General features: G+C 64.7%; 18 protein-coding genes. 7 read left to right on the forward strand and 11 right to left on the reverse strand.

What is annotated here, in order from left to right; all coding sequences use genetic code 11:
* Positions 1 to 54 precede the first annotated feature (54 nt).
* The 4 genes from AC0L4C_RS14465 to hflX all read left to right on the forward strand — a co-directional run bounded on the left by AC0L4C_RS14465 (position 55) and on the right by hflX (position 5,572).
* Positions 55 to 2,415 (forward strand): sensor histidine kinase NtrY-like, encoded by a 2,361-nt coding sequence (locus tag AC0L4C_RS14465; RefSeq protein ID WP_473400366.1) that lies wholly within the window; start codon positions 55 to 57, stop codon positions 2,413 to 2,415.
* Positions 2,415 to 3,797, forward strand: a complete 1,383-nt coding sequence (ntrX, locus tag AC0L4C_RS14470; protein WP_473400367.1) for a nitrogen assimilation response regulator NtrX — start codon at positions 2,415 to 2,417, stop codon at positions 3,795 to 3,797. The genes AC0L4C_RS14465 and ntrX overlap by 1 nt, the downstream gene beginning before the upstream one ends.
* Before the next feature lie 151 nt (positions 3,798 to 3,948).
* On the forward strand, positions 3,949 to 4,197 hold the full coding sequence (hfq, locus tag AC0L4C_RS14475; protein ID WP_473400368.1) for an RNA chaperone Hfq: 249 nt from the start codon (positions 3,949 to 3,951) through the stop codon (positions 4,195 to 4,197).
* A 16-nt stretch (positions 4,198 to 4,213) separates the two neighbouring features.
* Positions 4,214 to 5,572: a GTPase HflX gene (gene hflX, locus AC0L4C_RS14480; RefSeq protein ID WP_473400369.1), complete on the forward strand. Its 1,359-nt coding sequence runs from the start codon at positions 4,214 to 4,216 to the stop codon at positions 5,570 to 5,572.
* A gap of 50 nt (positions 5,573 to 5,622) precedes the next feature.
* Here the strand turns inward: hflX and mazG are convergent, their stop codons facing one another.
* Positions 5,623 to 6,429, reverse strand: coding sequence for a nucleoside triphosphate pyrophosphohydrolase (gene mazG / locus AC0L4C_RS14485; protein ID WP_473400370.1), 807 nt, complete (start codon positions 6,427 to 6,429; stop codon positions 5,623 to 5,625).
* A 108-nt stretch (positions 6,430 to 6,537) separates the two neighbouring features.
* Between mazG and hpt the strand changes: the two genes are divergently transcribed.
* Positions 6,538 to 7,074 carry a hypoxanthine phosphoribosyltransferase gene (gene hpt, locus AC0L4C_RS14490; protein WP_473400371.1) on the forward strand — a complete coding sequence of 179 codons (537 nt, stop codon included), beginning with the start codon at positions 6,538 to 6,540 and terminating at the stop codon, positions 7,072 to 7,074.
* Between the two features lie 2 nt (positions 7,075 to 7,076).
* Here hpt and AC0L4C_RS14495 read toward each other — a convergent pair whose 3' ends face one another.
* From AC0L4C_RS14495 to AC0L4C_RS14535, 9 genes are all read right to left on the reverse strand, one after another.
* Positions 7,077 to 7,805: a fumarylacetoacetate hydrolase family protein gene (locus AC0L4C_RS14495; protein WP_473400372.1), complete on the reverse strand. Its 729-nt coding sequence runs from the start codon at positions 7,803 to 7,805 to the stop codon at positions 7,077 to 7,079.
* 201 nt (positions 7,806 to 8,006) lie between these two features.
* Positions 8,007 to 8,402 (reverse strand): RidA family protein, encoded by a 396-nt coding sequence (locus tag AC0L4C_RS14500; RefSeq protein ID WP_473400373.1) that lies wholly within the window; start codon positions 8,400 to 8,402, stop codon positions 8,007 to 8,009.
* Between the two features lie 14 nt (positions 8,403 to 8,416).
* Positions 8,417 to 9,256, reverse strand: a complete 840-nt coding sequence (locus AC0L4C_RS14505; RefSeq protein ID WP_473400374.1) for an MBL fold metallo-hydrolase — start codon at positions 9,254 to 9,256, stop codon at positions 8,417 to 8,419.
* Positions 9,256 to 10,032 (reverse strand): TatD family hydrolase, encoded by a 777-nt coding sequence (locus AC0L4C_RS14510; RefSeq protein ID WP_473400375.1) that lies wholly within the window; start codon positions 10,030 to 10,032, stop codon positions 9,256 to 9,258. The genes AC0L4C_RS14505 and AC0L4C_RS14510 overlap by 1 nt, the downstream gene beginning before the upstream one ends.
* A 5-nt stretch (positions 10,033 to 10,037) precedes the next feature.
* Complete coding sequence (metG, locus tag AC0L4C_RS14515) at positions 10,038 to 11,588, reverse strand: methionine--tRNA ligase (protein WP_473400376.1); 1,551 nt, start codon at positions 11,586 to 11,588, stop codon at positions 10,038 to 10,040.
* Positions 11,585 to 12,622: an AAA family ATPase gene (locus AC0L4C_RS14520; RefSeq protein WP_473400377.1), complete on the reverse strand. Its 1,038-nt coding sequence runs from the start codon at positions 12,620 to 12,622 to the stop codon at positions 11,585 to 11,587. Before AC0L4C_RS14520 ends, metG begins: the two co-directional genes overlap by 4 nt.
* Positions 12,619 to 13,308 carry a dTMP kinase gene (gene tmk, locus AC0L4C_RS14525; RefSeq protein ID WP_473400378.1) on the reverse strand — a complete coding sequence of 230 codons (690 nt, stop codon included), beginning with the start codon at positions 13,306 to 13,308 and terminating at the stop codon, positions 12,619 to 12,621. The genes AC0L4C_RS14520 and tmk overlap by 4 nt, the downstream gene beginning before the upstream one ends.
* A 14-nt stretch (positions 13,309 to 13,322) precedes the next feature.
* On the reverse strand, positions 13,323 to 14,477 hold the full coding sequence (locus AC0L4C_RS14530; protein WP_473400379.1) for a D-alanyl-D-alanine carboxypeptidase family protein: 1,155 nt from the start codon (positions 14,475 to 14,477) through the stop codon (positions 13,323 to 13,325).
* A gap of 43 nt (positions 14,478 to 14,520) precedes the next feature.
* Positions 14,521 to 15,699 carry a septal ring lytic transglycosylase RlpA family protein gene (locus AC0L4C_RS14535; RefSeq protein ID WP_473400380.1) on the reverse strand — a complete coding sequence of 393 codons (1,179 nt, stop codon included), beginning with the start codon at positions 15,697 to 15,699 and terminating at the stop codon, positions 14,521 to 14,523.
* Between the two features lie 201 nt (positions 15,700 to 15,900).
* Between AC0L4C_RS14535 and metH the strand changes: the two genes are divergently transcribed.
* The gene (gene metH / locus AC0L4C_RS14540) at positions 15,901 to 19,656 is read left to right on the forward strand and encodes a methionine synthase (protein ID WP_473400381.1); all 3,756 of its coding nucleotides are present in this window, start codon (positions 15,901 to 15,903) and stop codon (positions 19,654 to 19,656) included.
* A complete protein-coding gene (locus tag AC0L4C_RS14545) occupies positions 19,656 to 20,015 on the forward strand; it encodes a hypothetical protein (protein WP_473400382.1) in 360 nt (119 codons plus the stop codon). Before metH ends, AC0L4C_RS14545 begins: the two co-directional genes overlap by 1 nt.
* Here the strand turns inward: AC0L4C_RS14545 and AC0L4C_RS14550 are convergent, their stop codons facing one another.
* Positions 20,016 to 21,062 (reverse strand): GGDEF domain-containing protein, encoded by a 1,047-nt coding sequence (locus tag AC0L4C_RS14550; protein ID WP_473400383.1) that lies wholly within the window; start codon positions 21,060 to 21,062, stop codon positions 20,016 to 20,018.
* Positions 21,063 to 21,107: the final 45 nt, after the last annotated feature.

The raw sequence follows: 21,107 nt of genomic DNA on the forward strand, positions 1-21,107 counted from the left end.
CCGGCATTGTGGGCATAGCCTGTCCCAAGACCCACGTTTGAACCGGTTGACCAGATGAGCGACGCCGTACTGCCAGGTCCGACTTCGCCGATGGAGTCGTCAACCGGACGACTTCGTCCGGCGTTTTTCGGCGGGCGGAGTTGGCAGGCCATTCGGGCCATCGGGCTGATCATCGTGCTGCTGTCGGTGCTGGTGTCGTCGGGTTCATTCCTGATCATGACCGGGGCGACCGGCATCGAGCCGACCCCGCTGGTCTGGGCGATGATCTGGGCGGTCAATGGCCTGCTGGTGCTGCTGGTGGTGGCACTGGTGGCGACCGAAGCGACGCTGTTGCTGCGGGCCCGCATTCGCCGGGAGGCCGGGTCGGGACTGCAGTTCCGCATGGTGGCGATGTTCGCGGTGGTGGCCGTGGCGCCCGCGGCCCTTGTGGCTGTGGTGGCGACGATCTCGCTCAACCAGGGGTTGGACCAGTGGTTCTCCGAGCGAACCCGCACCATGGTGGAGGCGTCACGACTGGTGGCGCGCTCCTACATGCTCGAACATGCGCAGGTGCTGCGCGACGACATCATCTGGGTGGCGACCGAGCTGGAGCAGGCGCGCGGCACGTTCGAAACCGACAAGGAGAAGTTCCAGCGCATCCTCACGGCGCTCGCCGTGACGCGGTCGCTGCCGTTCACCTCGCTGATCTCGCGCGACGGCAGCGCGCTGATGCGGGCCCAGATCAATGTCCAAGGCACGCCGCCGCAGATCCCCGACGGGCTGACCTCGGGCGTTGACGTCGGCCAGCCGACGCTGATCAATCCGGGCAGCACCAACCTCGTGGGCGCGGTGGTCAAGCTGCGCGGCTATGAGGACACCTATCTCTTCGTGGCGCGGCCGGTGGACCAGGAAGTCCTCGAATTCATGCGGCTCACCGACGAGAACATCACCGAATACCGCGACTACGAGTCGAACCGGCTGGTGTTCCAGATCACCTTCACCATCATGTATATCGGCCTGGCACTGGTGCTGCTGCTGGCGGCCCTGTGGATCGGCATTGCGCTGGCCAATCGCTTTGTCGACCCGATCCGCAACCTGATGATTGCCTCGAGCCGCGTCTCGGATGGCGACCTCGACGTGCAGGTGCCGGTGCAGGAGGGCAGGGGTGATCTGCGCGACCTCTCGAACCGCTTCAACACCATGACGCAGCAGCTCAAGTCGCAGCGTGTGGCACTGCTGGAAGCAAGCGAGACCAACGAGAAGCGGCGGCAGTTCACCGAGGCGGTGGTGGAGGGCGTGTCGGCCGGCATTGTCGGCCTCGATGCCTTCGGCGCCGTGACGCTGGTCAATGCGCGGGCCGCCGAAATGGTCGGCAGCGATGAAATCACCCTGGTGGGCGAGCAGATCGGCGAAGTCATTCCGGCGCTCGGCCCCATCATCGAGCGGGCCAAATCATCGCGGCGCGGGCAGATCCGCGACCAGATCGAGATTGGCTCCGGCCCGGACTACCGCACCTACCAGGTGCAGCTGACCCGCGAGGGCACGATGGCGGAATCCAAGGGCTATGTGGTGACGCTGGACGACATCACAGACCTACTGTCGGCGCAGCGTACTGGTGCCTGGGCCGACGTGGCGCGCCGTATCGCGCACGAGATCAAGAACCCGCTGACGCCAATCCAGCTCTCGGCCGAGCGGCTGCGCCGGCGCTATGCCTCCAAGCTCGAAGACGACTTCGAAGTCTTTGACAAATGCATCAACACCATCATCCGGCAGGTGGGCGATATCGGCCGCATGGTCGACGAGTTCTCCTCGTTCGCGCGCATGCCGGAGGCCAAGCTGGAAACCGGCGATCTGTCCGATGCGGTGCGCCAGGCGGTGTTCCTCGAAAGCGTGCGCTTGCCCGAAGTCCAGGTTACGGTCGACCTGCCCGAGCAGCCGATCATTGCCTGGTTCGACAACCGCCTGATCAGCCAGGTTCTGACCAACCTGATCAAGAACGCCGTGGAAGCCATCGAAGGTGCCGGGCTGGAGGCGATCAAGGAGCCGACAATTGTGGTCGCGGCACGGATCGAAGGCCAGGTGGCGCGCGTTTCGATCTCTGATAATGGCAAGGGCTGGCCCAAAGAGAATAGAAACCGCTTGCTCGAGCCCTACATCACCACGCGTGACAAGGGGACGGGTCTGGGGCTTGCAATCGTTGCCAAGATCATAGAGCAGCACGGGGGCAAGGTTGAGCTGGTGGATGCTGAACCGGACCAGAGCGGGCGCGTCGGCGCCTGCTTTACTTTTACTCTGCCACTTCAGTCACATGAGAGTGCAGAAGAGACGATAGAGACGACTGACACGGCAGCAGCAGATACGACGAATGCGGGTGGGGCGACACCTGAGGCAGAAAAACAAGGGGAACCGCAATTGCAGGCGGTAGGTAACACCTGATGGCGCTCGACATTCTGATCATCGATGACGAAGACGATATCCGCGACCTGATCGCGGGCATCCTGGAAGACGAGGGGTTCGAGACCCGACAGGCGCATGATGCCGATTCCGGGCTCAACGAAATTGCGCGGCGGCGGCCGAGCCTGGTGTTCCTCGATATCTGGATGCAGGGCTCGCGACTGGACGGGCTGCAACTGCTCGATGTCTTCCAGAGCCAGCACCCCGACATGCCGGTGGTGATGATCTCGGGACACGGCAATGTCGAAACGGCGGTCTCGGCCATCCGGCGCGGCGCCTATGACTACATCGAAAAGCCGTTCAAGATCGACCGGCTGCTGCTGATCACGCAGCGGGCGATGGAAGCGACCCGGCTGAAATCGGAAGTCGCGGACCTGCGCGAGCGCTCGAGCAGCAAATCGGTCGAGATGGTCGGCACCTCGCCGGCGCTGCAACAGGTGCGCGGCATCATCGAGAAATCGGCGCCAACCAATTCGCGCATCTTCATTTCCGGCTCGTCGGGCACCGGCAAGGGCCTTGTGGCGCGGCAGCTGCATATGCGCAGCGCCCGCTCGGAATCGCCGTTCGTCGAAATCAACTGCTCGCTCTATTCGCCCGATGAAGTGCAGGTGGTGCTGTTCGGGCGCGAGGTGCGGGAAAAGACCGGCAGCCTCAGGACCGAGGTCGGGGCGCTGGAAAAAGCGCATGGCGGGACGCTCTACCTCTCCGAGGTCGCCTCACTGCCGGCAGCGGCGCAGCAGGCACTGCTGCGCACCCTGGTGGAAAACAAGTTCAACCGCGTCGGCGGCACGGTGCCGGTGCCGATCGATGTGCGCATCATCTCCTCGAGTTCGCAGAACGTGGCGCAACTGATCGAGGACGGGCAGTTCCGCTCCGATCTCTTCCACCGGCTGTCGATCGTGCCGATCCACATTTCGCCGCTCCGCGAGCGGCGCGAGGACGTGCCGCCGCTGGTCGAGGTGTTCATCGAGCAGGTCTGCCGCATGCACAACCTGCGCAGCCTGTCGATCGGCGGTGACGCCGTGGCGGTGCTGCAGGGACAGGACTGGCCGGGCAATGCGCGGCAGTTGCGCAATTCCATCGAGCGGCTGCTGATCCTCGTCAAGGACCAGGCGCCGCCGGACGGCGTGATCACGGCCGCCCTGCTGCCGTCCGATATCGGCGAAGTGCTGCCCACGGTCGGGGACACCGACGGGTCGGCGCATCTGATGAGCCTGCCGCTGCGCGAAGCGCGCGAAGTGTTCGAACGCCAGTATCTCCTGGCGCAGATCGAACGGTTTGGCGGCAACATCTCCAAGACGGCCGAGTTTGTTGGCATGGAGCGCAGCGCCTTGCACCGCAAGATCAAGTCACTGGGGCTCTGACGAACGGCTGTAGGCACGAAAAATGAATTGTGTCATAGTTGCTGTCGGAGTGGACACGAACTTTTTGCGGCGCGGCGGCGGGCCGCAGCCTTGAGGAGTTTTGAGCCGGCCTCCGGGTCGATCGAACATTAGCGCGAGAAGAGGCCTTAAAATGCCCAGCGAAAAAACACAGAACCTGCAGGATGCGTTTCTCAATCATGTCCGCAAGCAGAAGGTGCCGGTCACCATCTTTCTCGTAAACGGCGTCAAATTGCAGGGCGTCATCACCTGGTTCGACAATTTCTGCCTGCTGCTGCGGCGCGATGCGCAGTCGCAGCTGGTCTACAAGCACGCCATCTCGACCATCATGCCGGGCGCACCGATCCAGCTGTTCGACCCCGAACACGTGGTGGACGATTGACCGGCCTCGCGCTGCGATGACTGATCTTCCCGACGACGACGAGCATTCCGGCCCGCAGCAGTTCATCGACCATCGTGTGGCTCCAACGCGTGTCGGCCTGATCGTGCCCGATGTGCGGGGCAGGGCCTATGGTCACTCGATCGAGGCACGGCAATCGGAATTCGAGGGATTGGCGCGGGCCATTGGCGTCGAGATCGTGTTCTCGGACGTGGTCAGGGTGCGCGAGGTCAAGCCGGCGACCTTCATTGGCGGCGGCCACGTGGCCGAATATGCCAAGCGGGTGAGCGAGCAGGACATCGAGCTGTTGCTCGTCGACACGCAGTTGCATCCGATCCAGCAGCGGAATCTGGAGAAGGAAACCGGCGCCAAGGTACTCGACCGTACGGCGCTGATCCTCGAGATTTTCGGCGAGCGGGCGGCGACACGCGAAGGCGTGCTGCAGGTCGAGCTGGCCCATCTCAACTACCAGAAGAGCCGCCTCGTGCGGTCATGGACCCACCTCGAACGGCAGCGCGGCTCCGGCGGCTTCGGCTTCATGGGCGGACCGGGCGAAACACAGATCGAAAGCGACCGCCGGCAGCTGCAGGATCGCATCGTGCTGCTCGAGGACCGCATCGAAAAGGTGCGCAAGACGCGCAGCCAGCAGAAGGGCAAGCGCGACGAGGTACCGTTCCAGGTGGTTGCGCTCGTCGGTTATACCAACGCCGGAAAATCCAGTATCTTCAATGTGCTGTCCGGGGCAGGGGTGTTCGCCAAGGACCTGTTGTTCGCCACGCTGGACACCACCGTGCGCAAGATCGAACTGCCGCACGGCCGCGAGGTGATGCTCAGCGATACCGTGGGTTTCGTCGCCGATCTGCCCACCGAACTGGTTGCGGCTTTCCGCGCCACGCTCGAAGAAGTGGTCGATGCCGACGTCATCCTGCATGTGCGCGACATCGCCAATGAGGACCACGCCGCCCAGGCGCAGGACGTCATCAAGGTGCTCGCCGATCTCGGTGTGACAGCCGAAAAAGTGCCGGTCATCGAAGTCTGGAACAAGGTCGACCTGCTGCCGCTCGATGAAGATGGCAACCGGGTGATCGAGGCCAGCGCCGTCGGCAAGGTCGCTGCGACCGTGCCGGTATCGGCTCAGTCGGGCGAGGGGCTGGAGGCGCTCAAACTGGCCATTGAAACGGCCCTGGCCTCGCGCAGCCGTACCTTTCGCGTGCGCATCCAGCATGCCGAGGGCGCCGATATGGGCTGGCTCTACGGCCATGCCGAAATCATCAATCGCGAAGAGCCGGACGAGGAGGGGCAGATCTACGAGATTCGCGTCGAACCCCGGCACGCGCACGCCTTTTCCGAGCGGTTCGGCGGCCGCATCCAGCCCTAGCGGCGGGTCACTGAGCCTTCATTTCCCTCCTCTGGGTAGGACGACTGCGCTCAGCCCTTGTCGCTCTTTCGGATCTCGTTCCAGTAGCCATCCAGCCGGTCGAGGCCGGCTTCCGCCAGCGGCACGCCGTCCGCCGCGGCGCGGCTCTCGACATGGCGGAAGCGTCGGGCAAACTTCAGGTTGGCGTCGCGCAGCGCCGCTTCCGGCTCGACGCCCAGCTTGCGAGCGAGATTGGCGGCAGCAAACAGCAGATCGCCCAGTTCCTCGGTCACCCTGGCCTTGTCATCGGCGGCGGCCGCTTCGGCGACCTCGTCGAGTTCCTCGCGCACCTTGTCGAGCGTCTGGCGCCAGTCCGGCCAGTCGAACTGCACCGAGGCGGCACGGCGCGACAGTTTTTCGGCCCGTGACAGGGCAGGGAGCGTCTGCGGCACGTCGTCGAGCACCGAAGCGTCCGCACCGCGTTTCTCGGCTTTCCTGGCACGCTCGTCGGCCTTGATGGCGTCCCACTTGGCCTTGGCGCCGCCGGCGTTCCTCGCCGCCTCCTCGCCGAACACATGGGGGTGGCGGCGGATCAGCTTTTCGGTGATGGCCTGCACCACGTCGCCAATGTCGAACAGGCCCCGCTCTGCGGCCATCTGGGCGTGGTAGACGGGCTGCAGCAGCAGGTCGCCCAGTTCCTCGCGCAGGTCGTCATAGTCCTCGCGCTCGATGGCATCGGCCACCTCGTGCGCTTCCTCGATGGTGTAGTGGCGGATCGAGGCAAAGTCCTGCTCCAGGTCCCACGGGCAGCCGCCATCGGGGTTGCGAAGCGCTGCCATGATTTCAATGAGACGGGAGATGTCGCGGGAGGGTGTCATCGGGTACCTCTTGGGAGTCGTCGCCATTGTATCGATGCCGGGCGACAGACTCGACAAACAATTGCGCATCTGCTTCCGATGCGGCCGCCACGCGAGAGATTTATCCCCATGACCGACAAGCCTTATGTCATCGACGAACTGATTTCGGCCAAGGCCATCGCGGCCCGCGTCGAGTCGCTGGCCAAGGAAATTTCAGAGTTCTACTCGGACACCGAAAAACTGACCGTGGTGGGGTTGCTCCGCGGCTCGTTCGTTTTCATCGCCGATCTGGTGCGCGAACTCGACCTGCCGGTGGAAGTGGATTTCCTCGAAGTGTCGAGCTACGGCAATTCCACCGAATCGAGCCGCGAAGTCCGGGTGCTCAAGGACCTGCGCGGCGAGATCGAGGGCAGGGACGTGCTGCTGGTCGAGGACATTGTCGACACCGGCTACACGCTGCGCCACGTATTGGATTTTCTGGGTACGCGCCATCCCAGGCGCCTCGAAGTCTGCGCGCTGCTCGACAAGCCTTCACGCCGCGAGGTCGACGTGAAGGCGGGCTGGATCGGCTTCGAGATCCCCGACAAGTTCGTGGTTGGCTACGGCATCGACTATGCCCAGCGCAACCGCAACCTGCCGCATATCGGCGCCGTACGCTTCACCTGAGCTCAGGCAATATCGAGTTCCACGGCAAGGTCGCCGAGCCGGGCGACGACGTGTCCGGGGCCGCTGGTGGGCACCAGGCCGCAGAGCGAGCCTGTGGTGACGATCATGCCGGCGGGCAGCGGGAAGGCAGGCAACTGGTTCCGCGCATAGGCAAAGAGCGAGGCATGCACCGAGCCGAAGCCATGCTTGGCCGGCGCGTCATGGATCTGCCTGCCGGCGAACTCGAGCACCACGTTCAGGTTGTCGATATTGTCCCTGGCGGCCCGGTGCGTCGGGTTGATGACGTAGCCCAGCGCCGACATGCTGTCGGCCAGGCCGCCGGCATGGCTGGCCGCGTCGCGATCGGTATAGCGCGTGCCGACGATCTCGACGCCCAGCACATAGTGATCGATGGCGGCCAGCAGCGCCGCGTCGTCCATGTCGGGCGTCATGGCCTTGCCGAGCACCACGGCGACTTCAACCTCGAGGCCGACGACGTTCGCCAGCGGCAGCGTGAAGGCGCCGGACTGGCCGACGCGCGATGCGTAGATCGGTGCGACCACACCCAGTCCATCGGGCGCCACGGCGGTCTTGTAGAGGCCCGGCGTTTCGCCCAGCGCTGTCATCACGCCGTACTGGACGCGGTTGGCCGCAGCGCGATCGAGGGCCGAATAGGGGGCGGGGTCGACAGTGCGGGTGCCGGTGCGCTGGGCGTTGGCAAGCTGCTCGATCAGGGTGGCTTCAGTGGTCATTGGCTGGCTATCCGTGATTCGCATAAGATATATTATGGAACAATTTGATGTAGAGAGTTGAGCTGCCGTGGTGAGCAACGAGCTCAGGTCTTGAAGTCCCCCGCGGCGCTAAGGCGTTCTCGGGGCCGAGAAATCTCTGTTCCGACGGCGCGACACTAGAGCAATGCCCCACCGGTGTCATTGCGGCGAAGGTCGAGGTCCTCAGGCGGCGCCCTGCGGCTCCGGCAGCATGGCCGTGGCGGCGATCTCGATGCGCAGTCCGGCGGCCAGCAGTTCCTTGACCACTACCGTGGCACGGACCGGAAACGGCCGCTTGAAGACTTCGGCATAGACCTTGTTCATGCCGGCGGCGTCTTCGCTGGCGATGAGGAACACTTGGACCTGGACGATGTCAGCCAGCGTGCCGCCGGCGGCGCGGACGGCCTGGTCGAGATTGGCCAGCGCCTGACGGGTCTGCGGCTCGATGCCGCCGGGCGTGATCTCGCCGGTCTCGGGATCTTCGGCGATGACCACCAGCCAGACCTGGCGACCGACCCGGACGCAGTCGTTGACTGGCGACGTGGATGGCGCAATGCCGGTATCGATGACCTCGAACATGAAAACTCCTGGCGTTAGCGCGGGCTGATGATTTCGCCGTTCAGCACGTCGATCTGCAGCCCGTCATAGGCCGGCCGGACATTGTCGGGCGTCATGATGTCGGTCTGCACGTAATCGAGGTCGATATGGAGGTTGGTCAGCACGGCGTGTCGCGGCTGGCGCAGCGCCACCAGATCGAGCGCTTCCTGCAGGCTCAGATGGCTTGGATGCGGTGCCGGCCGCAGCGCGTCGAGGATCCACACATCGAGATCACTGACGGCAGGCACGGACTCTTGCGGAATGCCGCTGAGGTCGCAGGAATAGGCAAACCTGCCGATGCGGAAGCCGAGCGAGGTGATGTCGCCATGCTCCTGCTCGAAGGCGTGCACCACGATGCTGCCCCCCGGCCCCTCGACCACCAGGTCGTCGCCGGGTTCCAGCAGGTGCTGGTTGAGGATCGGCGGATAGCCCGATCCCGGCGGCGCCGTAAAGCAATAGGCAAAGCTCGGGACGATGCGGTTGGCCGCTTCCTGGCTGAAATAGACGTCGACGCGCTTCCTGGTGTTGAGCGCCAGCACCCGCAGATCGTCGATGCCATGCGTATGGTCGGCATGCTCATGGGTATAGAGCACGGCATCGACCCGATCGACCTCGGCCCGCAGCAACTGCTCGCGCAGGTCGCAGCCGGTGTCGACAATGATGCGGGTGGGCTGTTCGGCACCGTCCGAGAACCCTTCGAGCAGCAGCGAGCAGCGGCTGCGGCGGTTCTTCGGATTGTCCGGATCGCAGACGCCCCAGTGGCCACCAATCCGTGGCACACCGCCCGACGAGCCGCAGCCCATGATCGTGGCAATGATGCGCTGCGCCTCGGCCATCAGCGTCTGGCCTTGGAAAACAGCCGGTAGAAATTGTCGGTCGTTTGCTCCGCCAGCAGCTCGAACGAGGTGCCGCGGACGCTGGCGAGATATTCGGCCGTATGGCGGGTATAAGCCGGCTCGTTGCTTTGCCCGCGGTGCGGGATCGGCGCGAGATAGGGGGCGTCGGTTTCCACCAGATAGCGGTCGGCGGGCACCATGCGGGCGACGTCGCGGATGGATTCGGCGTTCTTGAAGGTGACGATGCCCGAGAACGAGACATAGCCGCCCAGTTCGAGGCCGGTCCGGGCGAGGTCGAGGCCGCCGGTGTAGCAGTGGAGAACAAAGGGAAAGGCCCCCTGCTCCGCCTCTTTCCTGAGGATTGCTGCGGTCTTGTCGTCTGCCGACCGGGCATGAATGACCAGCGGCAGGCCGGTGATGCGGGCGGCCGCGATGTGCCGGCGGAAGCCGGTTTCCTGCGCCTCCTTGGGGGCGTTGTCGTAGAAATAGTCGAGCCCGGCCTCGCCGATGGCGATGCATTTCGGGTGCTGCGACAGCCGCACCAGATCGTCGGTCTGGATGTGCAGTTCCTGATCGGCATTGTGCGGATGCGTGCCGACCGAACACCAGACCTCCGAGTTCTCCTCGGCAATGGCGCGGATCTCTGCGAACTTGTCGACCCAGGTGCAGATCGTCACCATGCGCTCGACGCCGGCCGCCTTGGCACGCGCCAGCACGCCGGCCCGGTCGGCCGCCAGTTCGGGGAAATCGAGATGGCAGTGACTATCGACCAGCATCTGGCTTACGCGGTTTTGGGCAATTCGAACTTCTTGAACACCGGCTGGGGTGGCGGCAGCGCCGTTCCGGCCGGAATGGTGTCGGCGCCGAGGGCATGCGCCAATAGCCGCTGTTCGGCGGGCACGGCCAGCATGTCGAGGAACCTGGCGGCCGAGTCCGGCACGAACGGCAGTGCGGCAATGGCGGCGCGGCGCACGACATCAGCCGTCGTCGCCAGGATCGTCCCCATGCGCGGGAGGTCGGCCTTCAGGCCCCACGGCGCCTGTTCGGCGAAGTAGAGATTGGCGGCGCTGAGCAGTGCGATCAACTCGCCGGTGGCCTCGTGCAACTGCTGCGTCTGCATCGCCTCGTTCATCTTGGCAATGCCGTCGATGACGGTCTGGATGATGGCCCGGTCGGCATCGGTCGGCGATGCCTCGGGCATCTCGCCGGCGAAGTTCTTCTGGATCATCGACAGCGAGCGCTGCGCCAGGTTGCCGAAATTGTTGGCGAGATCGGCATTGTTGCGATTGACGAATTTCTCGCCGCCCCAGTCGCCGTCCTGGCCGAAGCTGACTTCGCGCAGGCAGTAATAGCGCACCGGGTCGGTGCCGTACTCGGCCACGACGCCGAACGGATCGACGACATTGCCGAGGGATTTCGACATCTTCTTGCCCTCGGACGTGAGGAAGCCGTGCGCGAAGACACGCTTCTGCACCGGCAGGCCGGCGCTCATCAGGAAAGCGGGCCAGTAGACGGTATGGAAGCGGATGATGTCCTTGCCGATGACGTGCAGGTTGGCCGGCCAGTATTTCTGGAACTGGGCGCCCTTGTCGTCGGGGAAGCCGACGCCGGTGATGTAGTTGGTGAGCGCGTCGATCCACACATACATGACGTGGCCGGGCGCGCCGGGCACCGGAATGCCCCAGTCGAAGGTGGTGCGGGAAATCGACAGGTCCTGCAGGCCACCTTTGACGAAGGAGATGATCTCGTTGCGGCGTTCCTTGGGGGCGATGAAGTCCGGCTGCTCGTCGTAGAGCTTGAGCAGGCGGTCCTGATAGGCCGAGAGGCGGAAGAAATAGCTCGGCTCCTCGACCCAGTTCACTTCCGCGCCGGTCGGCGCCAGCTTCTTGCCATCCGGGCCGTCGGTCAGCTCGGCCTCATCGAAATAAGCCTCGTCCCGCACCGAATACCAGCCGGTATAGGTGGACTGGTAGATGTCGCCATTGTTGCTGGCGGCCATGCGCTTCCAGATTTCCTGGGCCGAGGCATAGTGCCGCTCGTCGGTGGTGCGGATGAACTCGTCGTTGGAAATATTGAGGTTTTCCGCCATCTCGCGGAAGCGCGCCGAATTGCGGTCGGCCAGCTCGCGCGGCGACACACCCTGCGCCGCGGCCGTCTGCACCATCTTGATGCCGTGCTCGTCGGTACCGGTGAGGAAGAACACATCCTTGCCCTCGAGCCGGGCCCAGCGGGCGATGGCATCGGTGGCAATCATCTCATAGGCGTGGCCGATATGCGGCTCGCCGTTGGGATAGGCGATGGCGGTGGTGACGTAAAAACTGTTGGCGGTCATCTGGACTCGATCGGGGACGCAATGAGGTGCGCATGCTTCCTGATCGCGTCGAAGATCGCGACCAGGGTCTGCCGCGGGTCGAGGTTATACTCGTCGGCCTCGGCAAACATGAGGTCGGCCTTGTCCCATAGCTCGGTAGCAGAGGCAAGACGCCTGCGCGCCGGGGCGCCGGCTTCCGCTGCAATGCGCGCCTCGGTGGCCAGCCAGTCGCGCAGCATTTCGCGGGCGAAGCGCTGCTGGGTGCCATCCTTGTCGGCCGCCAGCACGTCGGCGAGCGCGATGTGGGCCGCGGGCGGCGGCCGGGTGGGATCGGCCAGCCAGTTGCCCAGCGCCGCCAGCGTGCTCTCGTCGCCCACCATCAAAGCCTCGAAGCCGCGACGCGGCCGGCCGCCGGCCAGTGCCACGGCGTGGTCGACTGGCTCGCCGGGCTTGCTCGAAAGCAGCACGGTGCGGACGTGGTCGTCGGCAATGGGCCGCAGGGCCAGGGCGTGGCAGCGCGACTTGATGGTCGGCAGCAGCGATCCGGGGCGATGCGAAACGAGAAAGAAGGTGGTGTCGGGGGGTGGTTCCTCGAGGATCTTCAGCAGCGCATTGGCCGAGGAGGGGTTGCAGTCGTCAATCGGGTCGACAACGACGACGCGGTGCCCCGCCCTGCCCCGGGTCCGGTGCAGGCGCTCGATCATGCCGCGCACTTCATCGACGCGGATGACAGTGTAGTAGCCCTTGCCGGTGTCGCGCGGCGCCTTGCGCAGCACCTGCAGGTTCGGATAGCCGCCCGCGGCAACCTGTTCGGCGATGTGGGCCGGTTCCTCGTCGCCGGTGCGGGCAAAGATGCGGCGCGCCAGGTCGAAAGCCAGCGTTGCCTTGCCGATGCCGCGCGGGCCATGCACCAGAATGCCGCCCGGCAGCCGCCCGGCGTCCAGCAGTGCCAAGATGCCGTCGCGGGCCGCGTCATGGCCGACGACTTCGCGACGCACTTCGGGCAGCGGCACGCCGTCGAGCTGATCCGGCTCGCGCTGTTCGGTCTCGCTCACGCGGCCGACCCGTCGCGGATTTCAGGGAATCGACGGAGCAGCGTGTCCCAGACTTCCTGTTCGAGCGCGTCCTCGGACTGGGCGGCGGGAATGACGACGCACCGCTCGGCATTGGCGGCGGCGATGTCGAGAAAGGCCGTGCGCAGCCGCTTGTGCCACTCCAGGTCTTCCTTCTCGAAGCGGTCGCCGGTCTGTTGCAGAGCGCCTTCCAGCTCGCGCGTGTCGACGCGCCGGAAGGCGATTTCCGGGTCCATGTCGAGCACAATGGTGAGATCGGGCTTGCGGCCGTGCAGCGCCAGCGTTTCGAGGCCGCGGATCAGCTTGTCGTCGACGCCGCCGGTAAGGCCCTGATAGGCCCGGGTGGAGTCGTGGAAGCGGTCAGAGATCACCCACTTGCCGGCGTCGAGGCTGGGGGCGATCAACTGGTCGACATGATTGAGGCGCGCTGCGGCAAACAGCACGGCCTCCGCACCGGGGCCCCAGCTTTCGCAGCGGCCCTGCAGGATGAAGGCGCGGACCGCCTCGGCCTTGGGTGTGCCGCCCGGCTCGCGGGTGCGGATGGCGGGAATGTGGTTCTCGCCCAGATTGGCGAGCAGCCGCTTGACCTGGGTGGATTTCCCCACCCCTTCGCCGCCTTCGAATGTGATGAAGCGGGCCGCGGCCTTGGCTGGCACGTCGTCGAGCATCGGAAACCCCGAGGTTAGAGCCAGCCCAGCAGCAGGTGCTTGACCGCATCTGCGGCCTTGCGGACGATGTCGCCCTCTTCCACGTCGCTGGCCGCGTAGAGCGGGGTCACCTGGACCACGACGTCGTTGCAGATGACGTTGAGCTGGCCGACTTCCTGGCCAGCCCTGACCGGCGGTCGCAGCGGGCCGCGATAGGTGACGGTGGCCGTCGGGCAGTTGTTGGCGCCCTTGGGCAGGAAGAGATCGATGCTGCCTTTGCCGACGAGACCAACCTCCGGCTCCACGCCACCGTAGACCGCGGCATAGGTGACGATCTTGCCTTCGGGATAGACCGGCACGAGCTCGAAGCCGCGGGTGCCCCAGGTCACCAGCTTGCGGGCTTCCTCGGCACGTTCACTCATCGAGTTCATGCCGTGCAGCACCGCGATCAGGCGGCGGCCGCCGGCCGCGGTGGAGACCACCGTGCCGTAGCCGGCCGCTTCGGTGTGGCCGGTCTTCAGGCCATCGACGCCAATGCCCATCTCGACCAGCGAATTGCGGTTCTGCTGCCGGATCTTGTTCCAGGTGAACTCGGGTTCCGAGAAGATCGGGTAGTATTCGGGGAACTGCGCGATGATGAAACGGGCGAGGATCGCCAGATCGCGCGCCGTCGAATACTGGTTGGGATCGGGCAGTCCGGTGGAATTGACGAAATTCGAGTTGGTCATGCCGATCTCGGCCGCCAGCTGGTTCTCCATGGCGGCAAAGGTCGCCTCGCTGCCCGCCAGACCTTCGGCAAGTGCGATGGCAGCATCGTTGCCGGACTGGATGATGACCGAGCGGACGAGGTCGGAGACCTTCACCTTGGAATTGAGTTCGGCGAACATGGTGGAGCCGCCCGAGGCCGCGCCACCGTCGCGCCAGGCATGCTCGGAAATGAAGAACTCGTCGTCCAGCGACAGTCGCTTGCGCTGCAGTTCGTCAAACACCACGGCAATGGTCATGAGCTTGGCCATGCTGGCCGGCTCGAGCGCGCTGTCGGCGTTCTTGTTGAACAACAGCGTGCCGGACTCGTAGTCCATCAGCACTGCAAACTTGGCCTTGGTATCAAACTCCTGGGCCGAGGCGGTGCCTGTCAGCACAGCCAGCGCCACCAGCATTCCCGCAAGACTTTCGACAATTCTCCGCACGTGCATTCCCAATCGTTCGAGCTGCCGCTGCTCTAGCGACAGACTAATAGAGAACTATGTCGGTGAGTCCAAGTTCCTGGGCCAGCGAAAGCACATCGGCGCGAGCGACGCCGGGCTTGAGATGGCTGATGGTCAGTTTGGTGGCGGTGTGATCGCCGATGGCGACGATCTCCTCATCGACGGCCGCCAGTGGGGCGAAGGCGTCGGCAATCCGGACGGCACTTTCGGTGTTGCGGAACACTCCGAGTTGCAGCTTGATGTCGCGTGCATCCTCATCGACCGCCGCGACCCAGTCCTCCAGCGCTCTGGAGCGCGTGGCCATGGCGTTGACGGCGGCGTGCGCGCTGTTGATGGCCGCTTCTTCCTCGGTTGCGGCGTAGCCGAACAGACCGAAGAAATCGTCGGCGAGGTCGGAGGACGAGTAGCCGCCCTTGCTCGAGCCCTTCTGCTGGGACTGGTAGTCGGCGAAATTGATGCGGCCGTTCGACACCGTGACGTCGCCGTCGCGCAGGACGTCCCGGGCCGCCTGCTCCGCCGGCTGCAGCTGCTGCGGCTCGACCATGGCGAAGCGGGTCTGCTGCTCCTCCATGCGGGTCGGACGATTGACGCTGGCGAGCAGCATCTTGGTGTCGTCGCCATTGAGCGGCGCCGGGCCGACATAGCTCACGGCGATATTGCCGGTGCCCTTGTTGACGTAGCCCAGGATGTCGGCGGCCCGATGCGACAGGTCCATGATGCGACCGTGGATATAGGGACCGCGATCATTGACGCGCACCACGACCGACTTGCCGTTGTCGACATTGGTGACCCGCACATAGCTCGGCAACGGCAGCGTCGGATGCGCGCCGGTGATGGCATTGGCCGAGAAGATCTCGCCATTGGCCGTGCGGCGGCCATGGAAATCGGAACCGTACCAGGAGGCCTGCCCGCGATCGGCATAGCCTTGGGGATTTTCCTTGGGGGTGTAAACCTGTCCCCTGACGGTATAGGGCTTGCCCACAAGATAGCGACCGCCACCCTTGGGCGGATTGGGATTGCTGGTGACGCGCGGCGAGACGGCGACGCCATATTCCTTCGAGGTGAACGCAGAGCGCTTGACCTTGGCGCCCAGATTGCTGCTGCCGCCACTGCAGGCGGCCAGCATCGGCGCTGCGAAGGCGGCAATGACGAGAAACGCAACGGCCTTGCGCCAGTTGGCTGGAAAAGACGATTTGAAAAGCATGCACCCGAACCTGTTACAGGGGCAGTTTAGTCAAACGACGGCCTCCCTGCCTCGAAGGTCGCTCAGCATGGTTGCGGCCCGGTTAATTTGCTTCAAATTGACGGCAAATGCGGCGCAATCCCAGAACAAGGCTTTTGGGTCTGGCAATCATATAAAGAAATCTTTATATCCCTCGGATCCGTTTCGCGTGAGGCAAGAGCGATGAATCACATCCAGTCCCCGTCCCCCGCCCTGCCGGATGGCGAAGAAGTGCTGTCCGCGCTCAAGCAGGCGGCACGCGAGCGCATCCTGGTTCTCGACGGCGCCATGGGCACCATGATCCAGGCCCTCAAGCTCGATGAGGCCGGCTATCGCGGCGAGCGTTTCAAGGACTGGCACAAGGATGTCCGCGGCAATAACGACCTGCTCAACCTGACGCAGCCGGACTCGATCCGGGCGATTTATCTCGAGTATTTCCTCGCCGGCGCCGACATGGTCGAGACCAACACGTTCTCGTGTACCTCGATCGTCATGGCCGATTACGGCATGCAGGACCTCGCCTACGAGCTCAACATCGAAGGCGCGCGTCTCGCCCGCGAAGCGGCAGACTTGGCGTTCGAAAAGGACGGGCGGCGGCGCTTCGTCGCCGGTGCCCTCGGCCCGCTCAACAAGACGGCCTCGATGTCGACAGATGTCAGCAATCCCGGCCATCGCGGCGTCACCTTCGACGAGATCGTTGCGGCCTATGCCGAGCAGATCAACGGCCTGCTCGACGGTGGCGCCGACCTGCTGCTGTTCGAGACCATCACCGACACGCTCAACACCAAGGCCGGCATCTTTGCCGCGCAGCGCATCTTCGCGGAGCGCGGCGTCACGCGCCCGATCATGATCTCGGGCACCATCACCGATCTGTCCGGGCGGACGCTGTCGGGGCAGACGCCGACGGCCTTCTGGTACTCGGTGCGGCACGCCAACCCGTTCACCATCGGGCTCAACTGCGCGCTGGGCGCCAACGCCATGCGCGCCCATATCGCCGAGCTCTCCGACGTCGCCGATACCTTCATCTGCGCCTATCCCAATGCCGGACTGCCCAACGAGTTCGGCGGCTATGACGAGACGCCCGAGTTCATGGCGCGGCAGATCGAGGGCTTTGCCCGCGACGGCTTCGTCAACATCGTCGGCGGCTGCTGCGGCTCGACTCCCGACCATATCCGCGCCATCGCGGCGGCAGTCAGCAAGCACAAGCCGCGCCAGGTGCCGGAGAGCGAGCGGCTGCTGCGGCTCTCTGGGCTTGAGCCGTTCACGCTCACCAAGGACATCCCCTTCGTCAATATCGGCGAGCGCACCAACGTCACCGGCTCGGCCCGCTTCCGCAAGCTGATCACCGCCGGCGACTACAATGCGGCGCTCGATGTGGCGCGCGATCAGGTGCAGAACGGCGCCCAGATCATCGACATCAACATGGACGAGGGGCTGATCGACTCCGAGAAGGTGATGGTCGAGTTCCTCAACCTGCTCGCTGCCGAGCCCGATATCGCCCGCGTGCCGCTGATGATCGACTCGTCGAAATTCTCGGTGATCGAGGCCGGCCTCAAATGCGTGCAGGGCAAGGCCCTGGTCAATTCGATCTCGATGAAGGAAGGCGAGGAAAAGTTCCTCGAGTCCGCCCGCCTCGTCCGCGCCTATGGCGCCGCGGTGGTGGTGATGGCATTCGACGAGGCCGGCCAGGCCGACACGGAAGCCCGCAAGGTCGAGATCTGCAGCCGCGCCTACAAGCTGCTGACCGAGGAAGTCGGCTTTCCGCCCGAGGATATTGTCTTTGATCCCAACGTCTTCGCCGTGGCGACGGGCATCGAGGAGCACGCCAATTACGGCAATGACTTCATTGAGGCGACGCAGAAAATTCGCGCCACACTGCCCCATGTCCACATTTCCGGCGGCGTCTCGAACCTGTCGTTCTCGTTCCGCGGCAACGAGCCGGTGCGCGAGGCGATGCATTCGGTGTTCCTCTATCACGCCATCCAGGCGGGCATGGACATGGGCATCGTCAATGCCGGCCAGCTGGCGGTCTACGAGTCGGTCAATCCCGAGTTGCGCGACGCCTGCGAAGACGTGATCCTCAATCGGCGCGAGGACGCGACCGAGCGGTTGCTGGAGCTGGCCGAAAGCTATCGCGGTCAGGCCGGCGGCGAGGCCAAGGCCAAGGACCTGAGCTGGCGCGAGAAGTCGGTCGAGGAGCGGATTTCGCACGCCCTCGTCAACGGCATCACCGAATATATCGACGCCGATACCGAGGAAGCGCGACTCGCGGCCGAACGGCCGCTGCACGTGATCGAGGGCCCGCTGATGGCGGGCATGGGCGTGGTCGGCGACCTCTTTGGTTCGGGCAAGATGTTCCTGCCGCAGGTGGTGAAGTCGGCGCGCGTCATGAAGCAGGCCGTGGCGCTGCTGCTGCCCTATATGGAGGCGGAAAAGACCGCTACCGGCGAGGCGGCGGGCCGCCGCTCGGCCGGCAAGATCCTGATGGCGACGGTCAAGGGCGACGTGCACGACATCGGCAAGAACATCGTCGGCGTGGTTCTGAGCTGCAACAACTACGAGATCATCGATCTCGGCGTGATGGTGCCGACAGCCAAGATCCTGGAGACGGCGCGGGCCGAGAATGTCGATGCCATCGGGCTCTCCGGCCTGATCACGCCGTCGCTCGACGAGATGGTGCATGTGGCCTCCGAGATGGAGCGCGAAGGGTTTGATATTCCGCTGCTGATTGGCGGCGCCACCACCTCGCGGGTGCACACGGCGGTCAAGATCCATCCGCAATACACCAATGGCCAGACGGTGCATGTGCACGATGCCAGCCGGGCAGTGAACGTGGTCTCCGCCCTGCTCTCGCCCGAGCAGCGGCCGGCCTATATCGCCGACGTAAAGGCCGAGTACCAGAAAGTGGCCGCCAAACACGCCCAGAGCGAAGCCGACAAGCAGCGGCTGCCGCTGGAAGCGGCGCGGGCCAACAGCTTCAAGACCGACTGGTCCAAGGTGACGCCGCCCAAGCCGAGCTTCCTGGGCACAAGGGTGTTCGAGAACTACGACCTGACCGAACTGGCCCGGCATATCGACTGGACGCCGTTCTTCCAGACCTGGGAGCTCAAGGGCCGCTTTCCGGCGATCCTCGAAGACAAGACCCAGGGCGAGGCCGCCCGGCAGCTCTATGAAGACGCGCAGAAGATGTTGGCGGAGATCCTGCAGAAGAACTGGTTCCGCCCCAAGGGCATCATCGGCTTCTGGCCGGCCAACACGGTGGGCGACGACATCAGGCTGTTCACCGACGAAAGCCGCAGCGAGGAGCTGGCGACGTTCTACACGCTGCGCCAGCAGCTGTCGAAATCGGGCGACAAGCCGAACATGGCGCTGGCCGATTTCGTCGCGCCGGTCGGCACCCGACCGGACTATGTCGGCGGCTTCGTGGTGACGGCAGGGCTCGAGGAAGTGGCGCTGGCCGAACGCTTCGAGCGCGCCAATGACGATTACTCATCGATCCTCGTCAAGGCCCTGGCAGATCGTTTCGCCGAGGCCTTCGCCGAAGTCCTGCACGCCCGGGTCCGCAAGGAGTTCTGGGGCTATGCGCCCGACGAGAACCTCTCGGCCGACGACCTGCTGCAGGAGACCTATCGGGGCATCCGGCCGGCACCGGGCTATCCGGCGCAGCCCGACCACACGGAAAAGACCACCCTCTTCCACCTGCTGAACGCCAAGCAGCGGATCGGGGTGAGTCTGACCGAAAGCTACGCCATGTGGCCGGGGTCGTCGGTGTCGGGCATGTATCTGAGCCACCCGGACGCCTATTATTTCGGCGTGGCCAAGGTCGAGCGCGACCAGGTCCTCGACTATTCCAAACGCAAGGGCATGCCCGTCCGCGAGGTCGAACGCTGGCTCGGTCCGGTGCTCAACTACACGCCGTCGAGCAAGGACAGCGACTGATGGCCGGCTCACCTTTCGAGCGCGCCGGCGCCAGCATTCCGGTGACGATCGTGACGCAGGGGCCGCTGCCCGAGCGTGACGGGGATACCGCAGTGCTGCGGCTTGACCCGGCCCTGCATGACCACGGTCCGGGCAACGAGTGCGTCGCCTGTGCCGCCTCCGGCGATGTGCGGGCCATGCTGTTTGATCTGCTGACGCAGGCGCGGCAGGAGCAGCGGGTACTGCAGGGAGTGGTGATCGATGCGGTCGGCATTGCCAACGGCAGGACGATCGCCGACCGGCTCGATCCGAAGACGCCTGCTCATGGCCTGCGCGACCACACCGTGCTGCGCAGCTTTCACCTCAGCCAGGTGATCTAGTCAGGCGGCTGCGGTGCGGTCCGGGCGGGTCTCGACATAGACCTGGTTGCGGCCGCGGCTCTTGGCCTCGAACAGGCAGCGATCGGCCCGCTCGTAAAGCGTGGCAATGGTTTCGCCACGCTGGAACTGGGCAATACCGATCGAGGCCGTGACATTGCCCAGCACGCCCTTGCCCAGCAGCTTGCCGAGGTCGCAATCGACGATGTTGCGGCGCACCCGCTCGGCAATGATCCGGGCTCCAGCAATATCTTCGTCGCGGACGACGATGATGAATTCGTCGCCGCCCATGCGCCCGACGATGTCGTTCTCGCGCGTCGCCGAAACGAGGGCGCGGCTGACCATGCGCAGGATCTCGTCACCCATCTGGTGACCGTAGCTGTCATTGAGTTTCTTGAAATGGTCGATGTCGACAATCGCCAGACACATGCGGGCGTTGGACTTTTCGAGCTCGGGCAGCACCTCGACCAGCGCCTGGTCCACGCCCGAGCGATTGGCAACGCCGGTCAGCGGGTCAAGCGCCACGCTGCGGCTGAGGGCGGACAGTTCGTCCTCCGCCGCGGTGATGACGCCGATCGACTGGTCGAGTTCGGAGGACAGCGCCTCGTTGGCATCCTGGAGCGAGCGGTTGGTCGATACCAGACGGTCGATCCATTCGCGCAGTAACGTTGCGTCCAGGTTCGCGCTCTGCAGGCCCTCCGTCGCGTCGGCGAGGTCGATCGCCTGCGACCGGTTGGCTTCCTGCGAGTCGATGATGAGCTGCTCGAGTACGCCGATGCGTTCGAGCATGGTGGCGACGACCTTGCCGACGGTCTCGTCGGACTCATAGGGCGCCACGAAATCTTCGTAGAGCTGCGTGGCGGCCGGTCGGTCCGTCGCAGGCGCCTCGATGATGGCGGCCGCGCGCATGGTGTCCAGGGTGCGCACACCGGCGAGGTAGTCGTAGCAGAGCTTGTAGAACGGCGGCAGTGGAGCGACCTTTGCCCGTTCAAGCAACGCCAATACTGCGTCGCCACGACTGGCGCCAATTCCGGCATCGAGATGCATCATACCGCTCAGGCCCCCTTCGGCAGGCTCGGCCCGTTCTGGACTTTG

It is taken from the genome of Devosia sp. J20-27 (assembly GCF_055808595.1).

Excerpts from the sequence above, each read along its gene's own strand:
- AC0L4C_RS14495 (WP_473400372.1), bottom strand. The coding sequence starts at position 7,805 with ATGACCACTGAAGCCACCCTGATCGAGCAGCTTGCCAACGCCCAGCGC.
- hpt (WP_473400371.1), top strand. The coding sequence starts at position 6,538 with ATGACCGACAAGCCTTATGTCATCGACGAACTGATTTCGGCCAAGGCC.
- AC0L4C_RS14465 (WP_473400366.1), top strand. The coding sequence starts at position 55 with ATGAGCGACGCCGTACTGCCAGGTCCGACTTCGCCGATGGAGTCGTCA.
- ntrX (WP_473400367.1), top strand. The coding sequence starts at position 2,415 with ATGGCGCTCGACATTCTGATCATCGATGACGAAGACGATATCCGCGAC.
- AC0L4C_RS14535 (WP_473400380.1), bottom strand. The coding sequence starts at position 15,699 with ATGCTTTTCAAATCGTCTTTTCCAGCCAACTGGCGCAAGGCCGTTGCG.
- mazG (WP_473400370.1), bottom strand. The coding sequence starts at position 6,429 with ATGACACCCTCCCGCGACATCTCCCGTCTCATTGAAATCATGGCAGCG.
- AC0L4C_RS14500 (WP_473400373.1), bottom strand. The coding sequence starts at position 8,402 with ATGTTCGAGGTCATCGATACCGGCATTGCGCCATCCACGTCGCCAGTC.
- AC0L4C_RS14550 (WP_473400383.1), bottom strand. The coding sequence starts at position 21,062 with ATGATGCATCTCGATGCCGGAATTGGCGCCAGTCGTGGCGACGCAGTA.
- AC0L4C_RS14545 (WP_473400382.1), top strand. The coding sequence starts at position 19,656 with ATGGCCGGCTCACCTTTCGAGCGCGCCGGCGCCAGCATTCCGGTGACG.
- metG (WP_473400376.1), bottom strand. The coding sequence starts at position 11,588 with ATGACCGCCAACAGTTTTTACGTCACCACCGCCATCGCCTATCCCAAC.
- AC0L4C_RS14505 (WP_473400374.1), bottom strand. The coding sequence starts at position 9,256 with ATGGCCGAGGCGCAGCGCATCATTGCCACGATCATGGGCTGCGGCTCG.
- AC0L4C_RS14510 (WP_473400375.1), bottom strand. The coding sequence starts at position 10,032 with ATGCTGGTCGATAGTCACTGCCATCTCGATTTCCCCGAACTGGCGGCC.
- metH (WP_473400381.1), top strand. The coding sequence starts at position 15,901 with ATGAATCACATCCAGTCCCCGTCCCCCGCCCTGCCGGATGGCGAAGAA.
- hfq (WP_473400368.1), top strand. The coding sequence starts at position 3,949 with ATGCCCAGCGAAAAAACACAGAACCTGCAGGATGCGTTTCTCAATCAT.
- tmk (WP_473400378.1), bottom strand. The coding sequence starts at position 13,308 with ATGCTCGACGACGTGCCAGCCAAGGCCGCGGCCCGCTTCATCACATTC.
- hflX (WP_473400369.1), top strand. The coding sequence starts at position 4,214 with ATGACTGATCTTCCCGACGACGACGAGCATTCCGGCCCGCAGCAGTTC.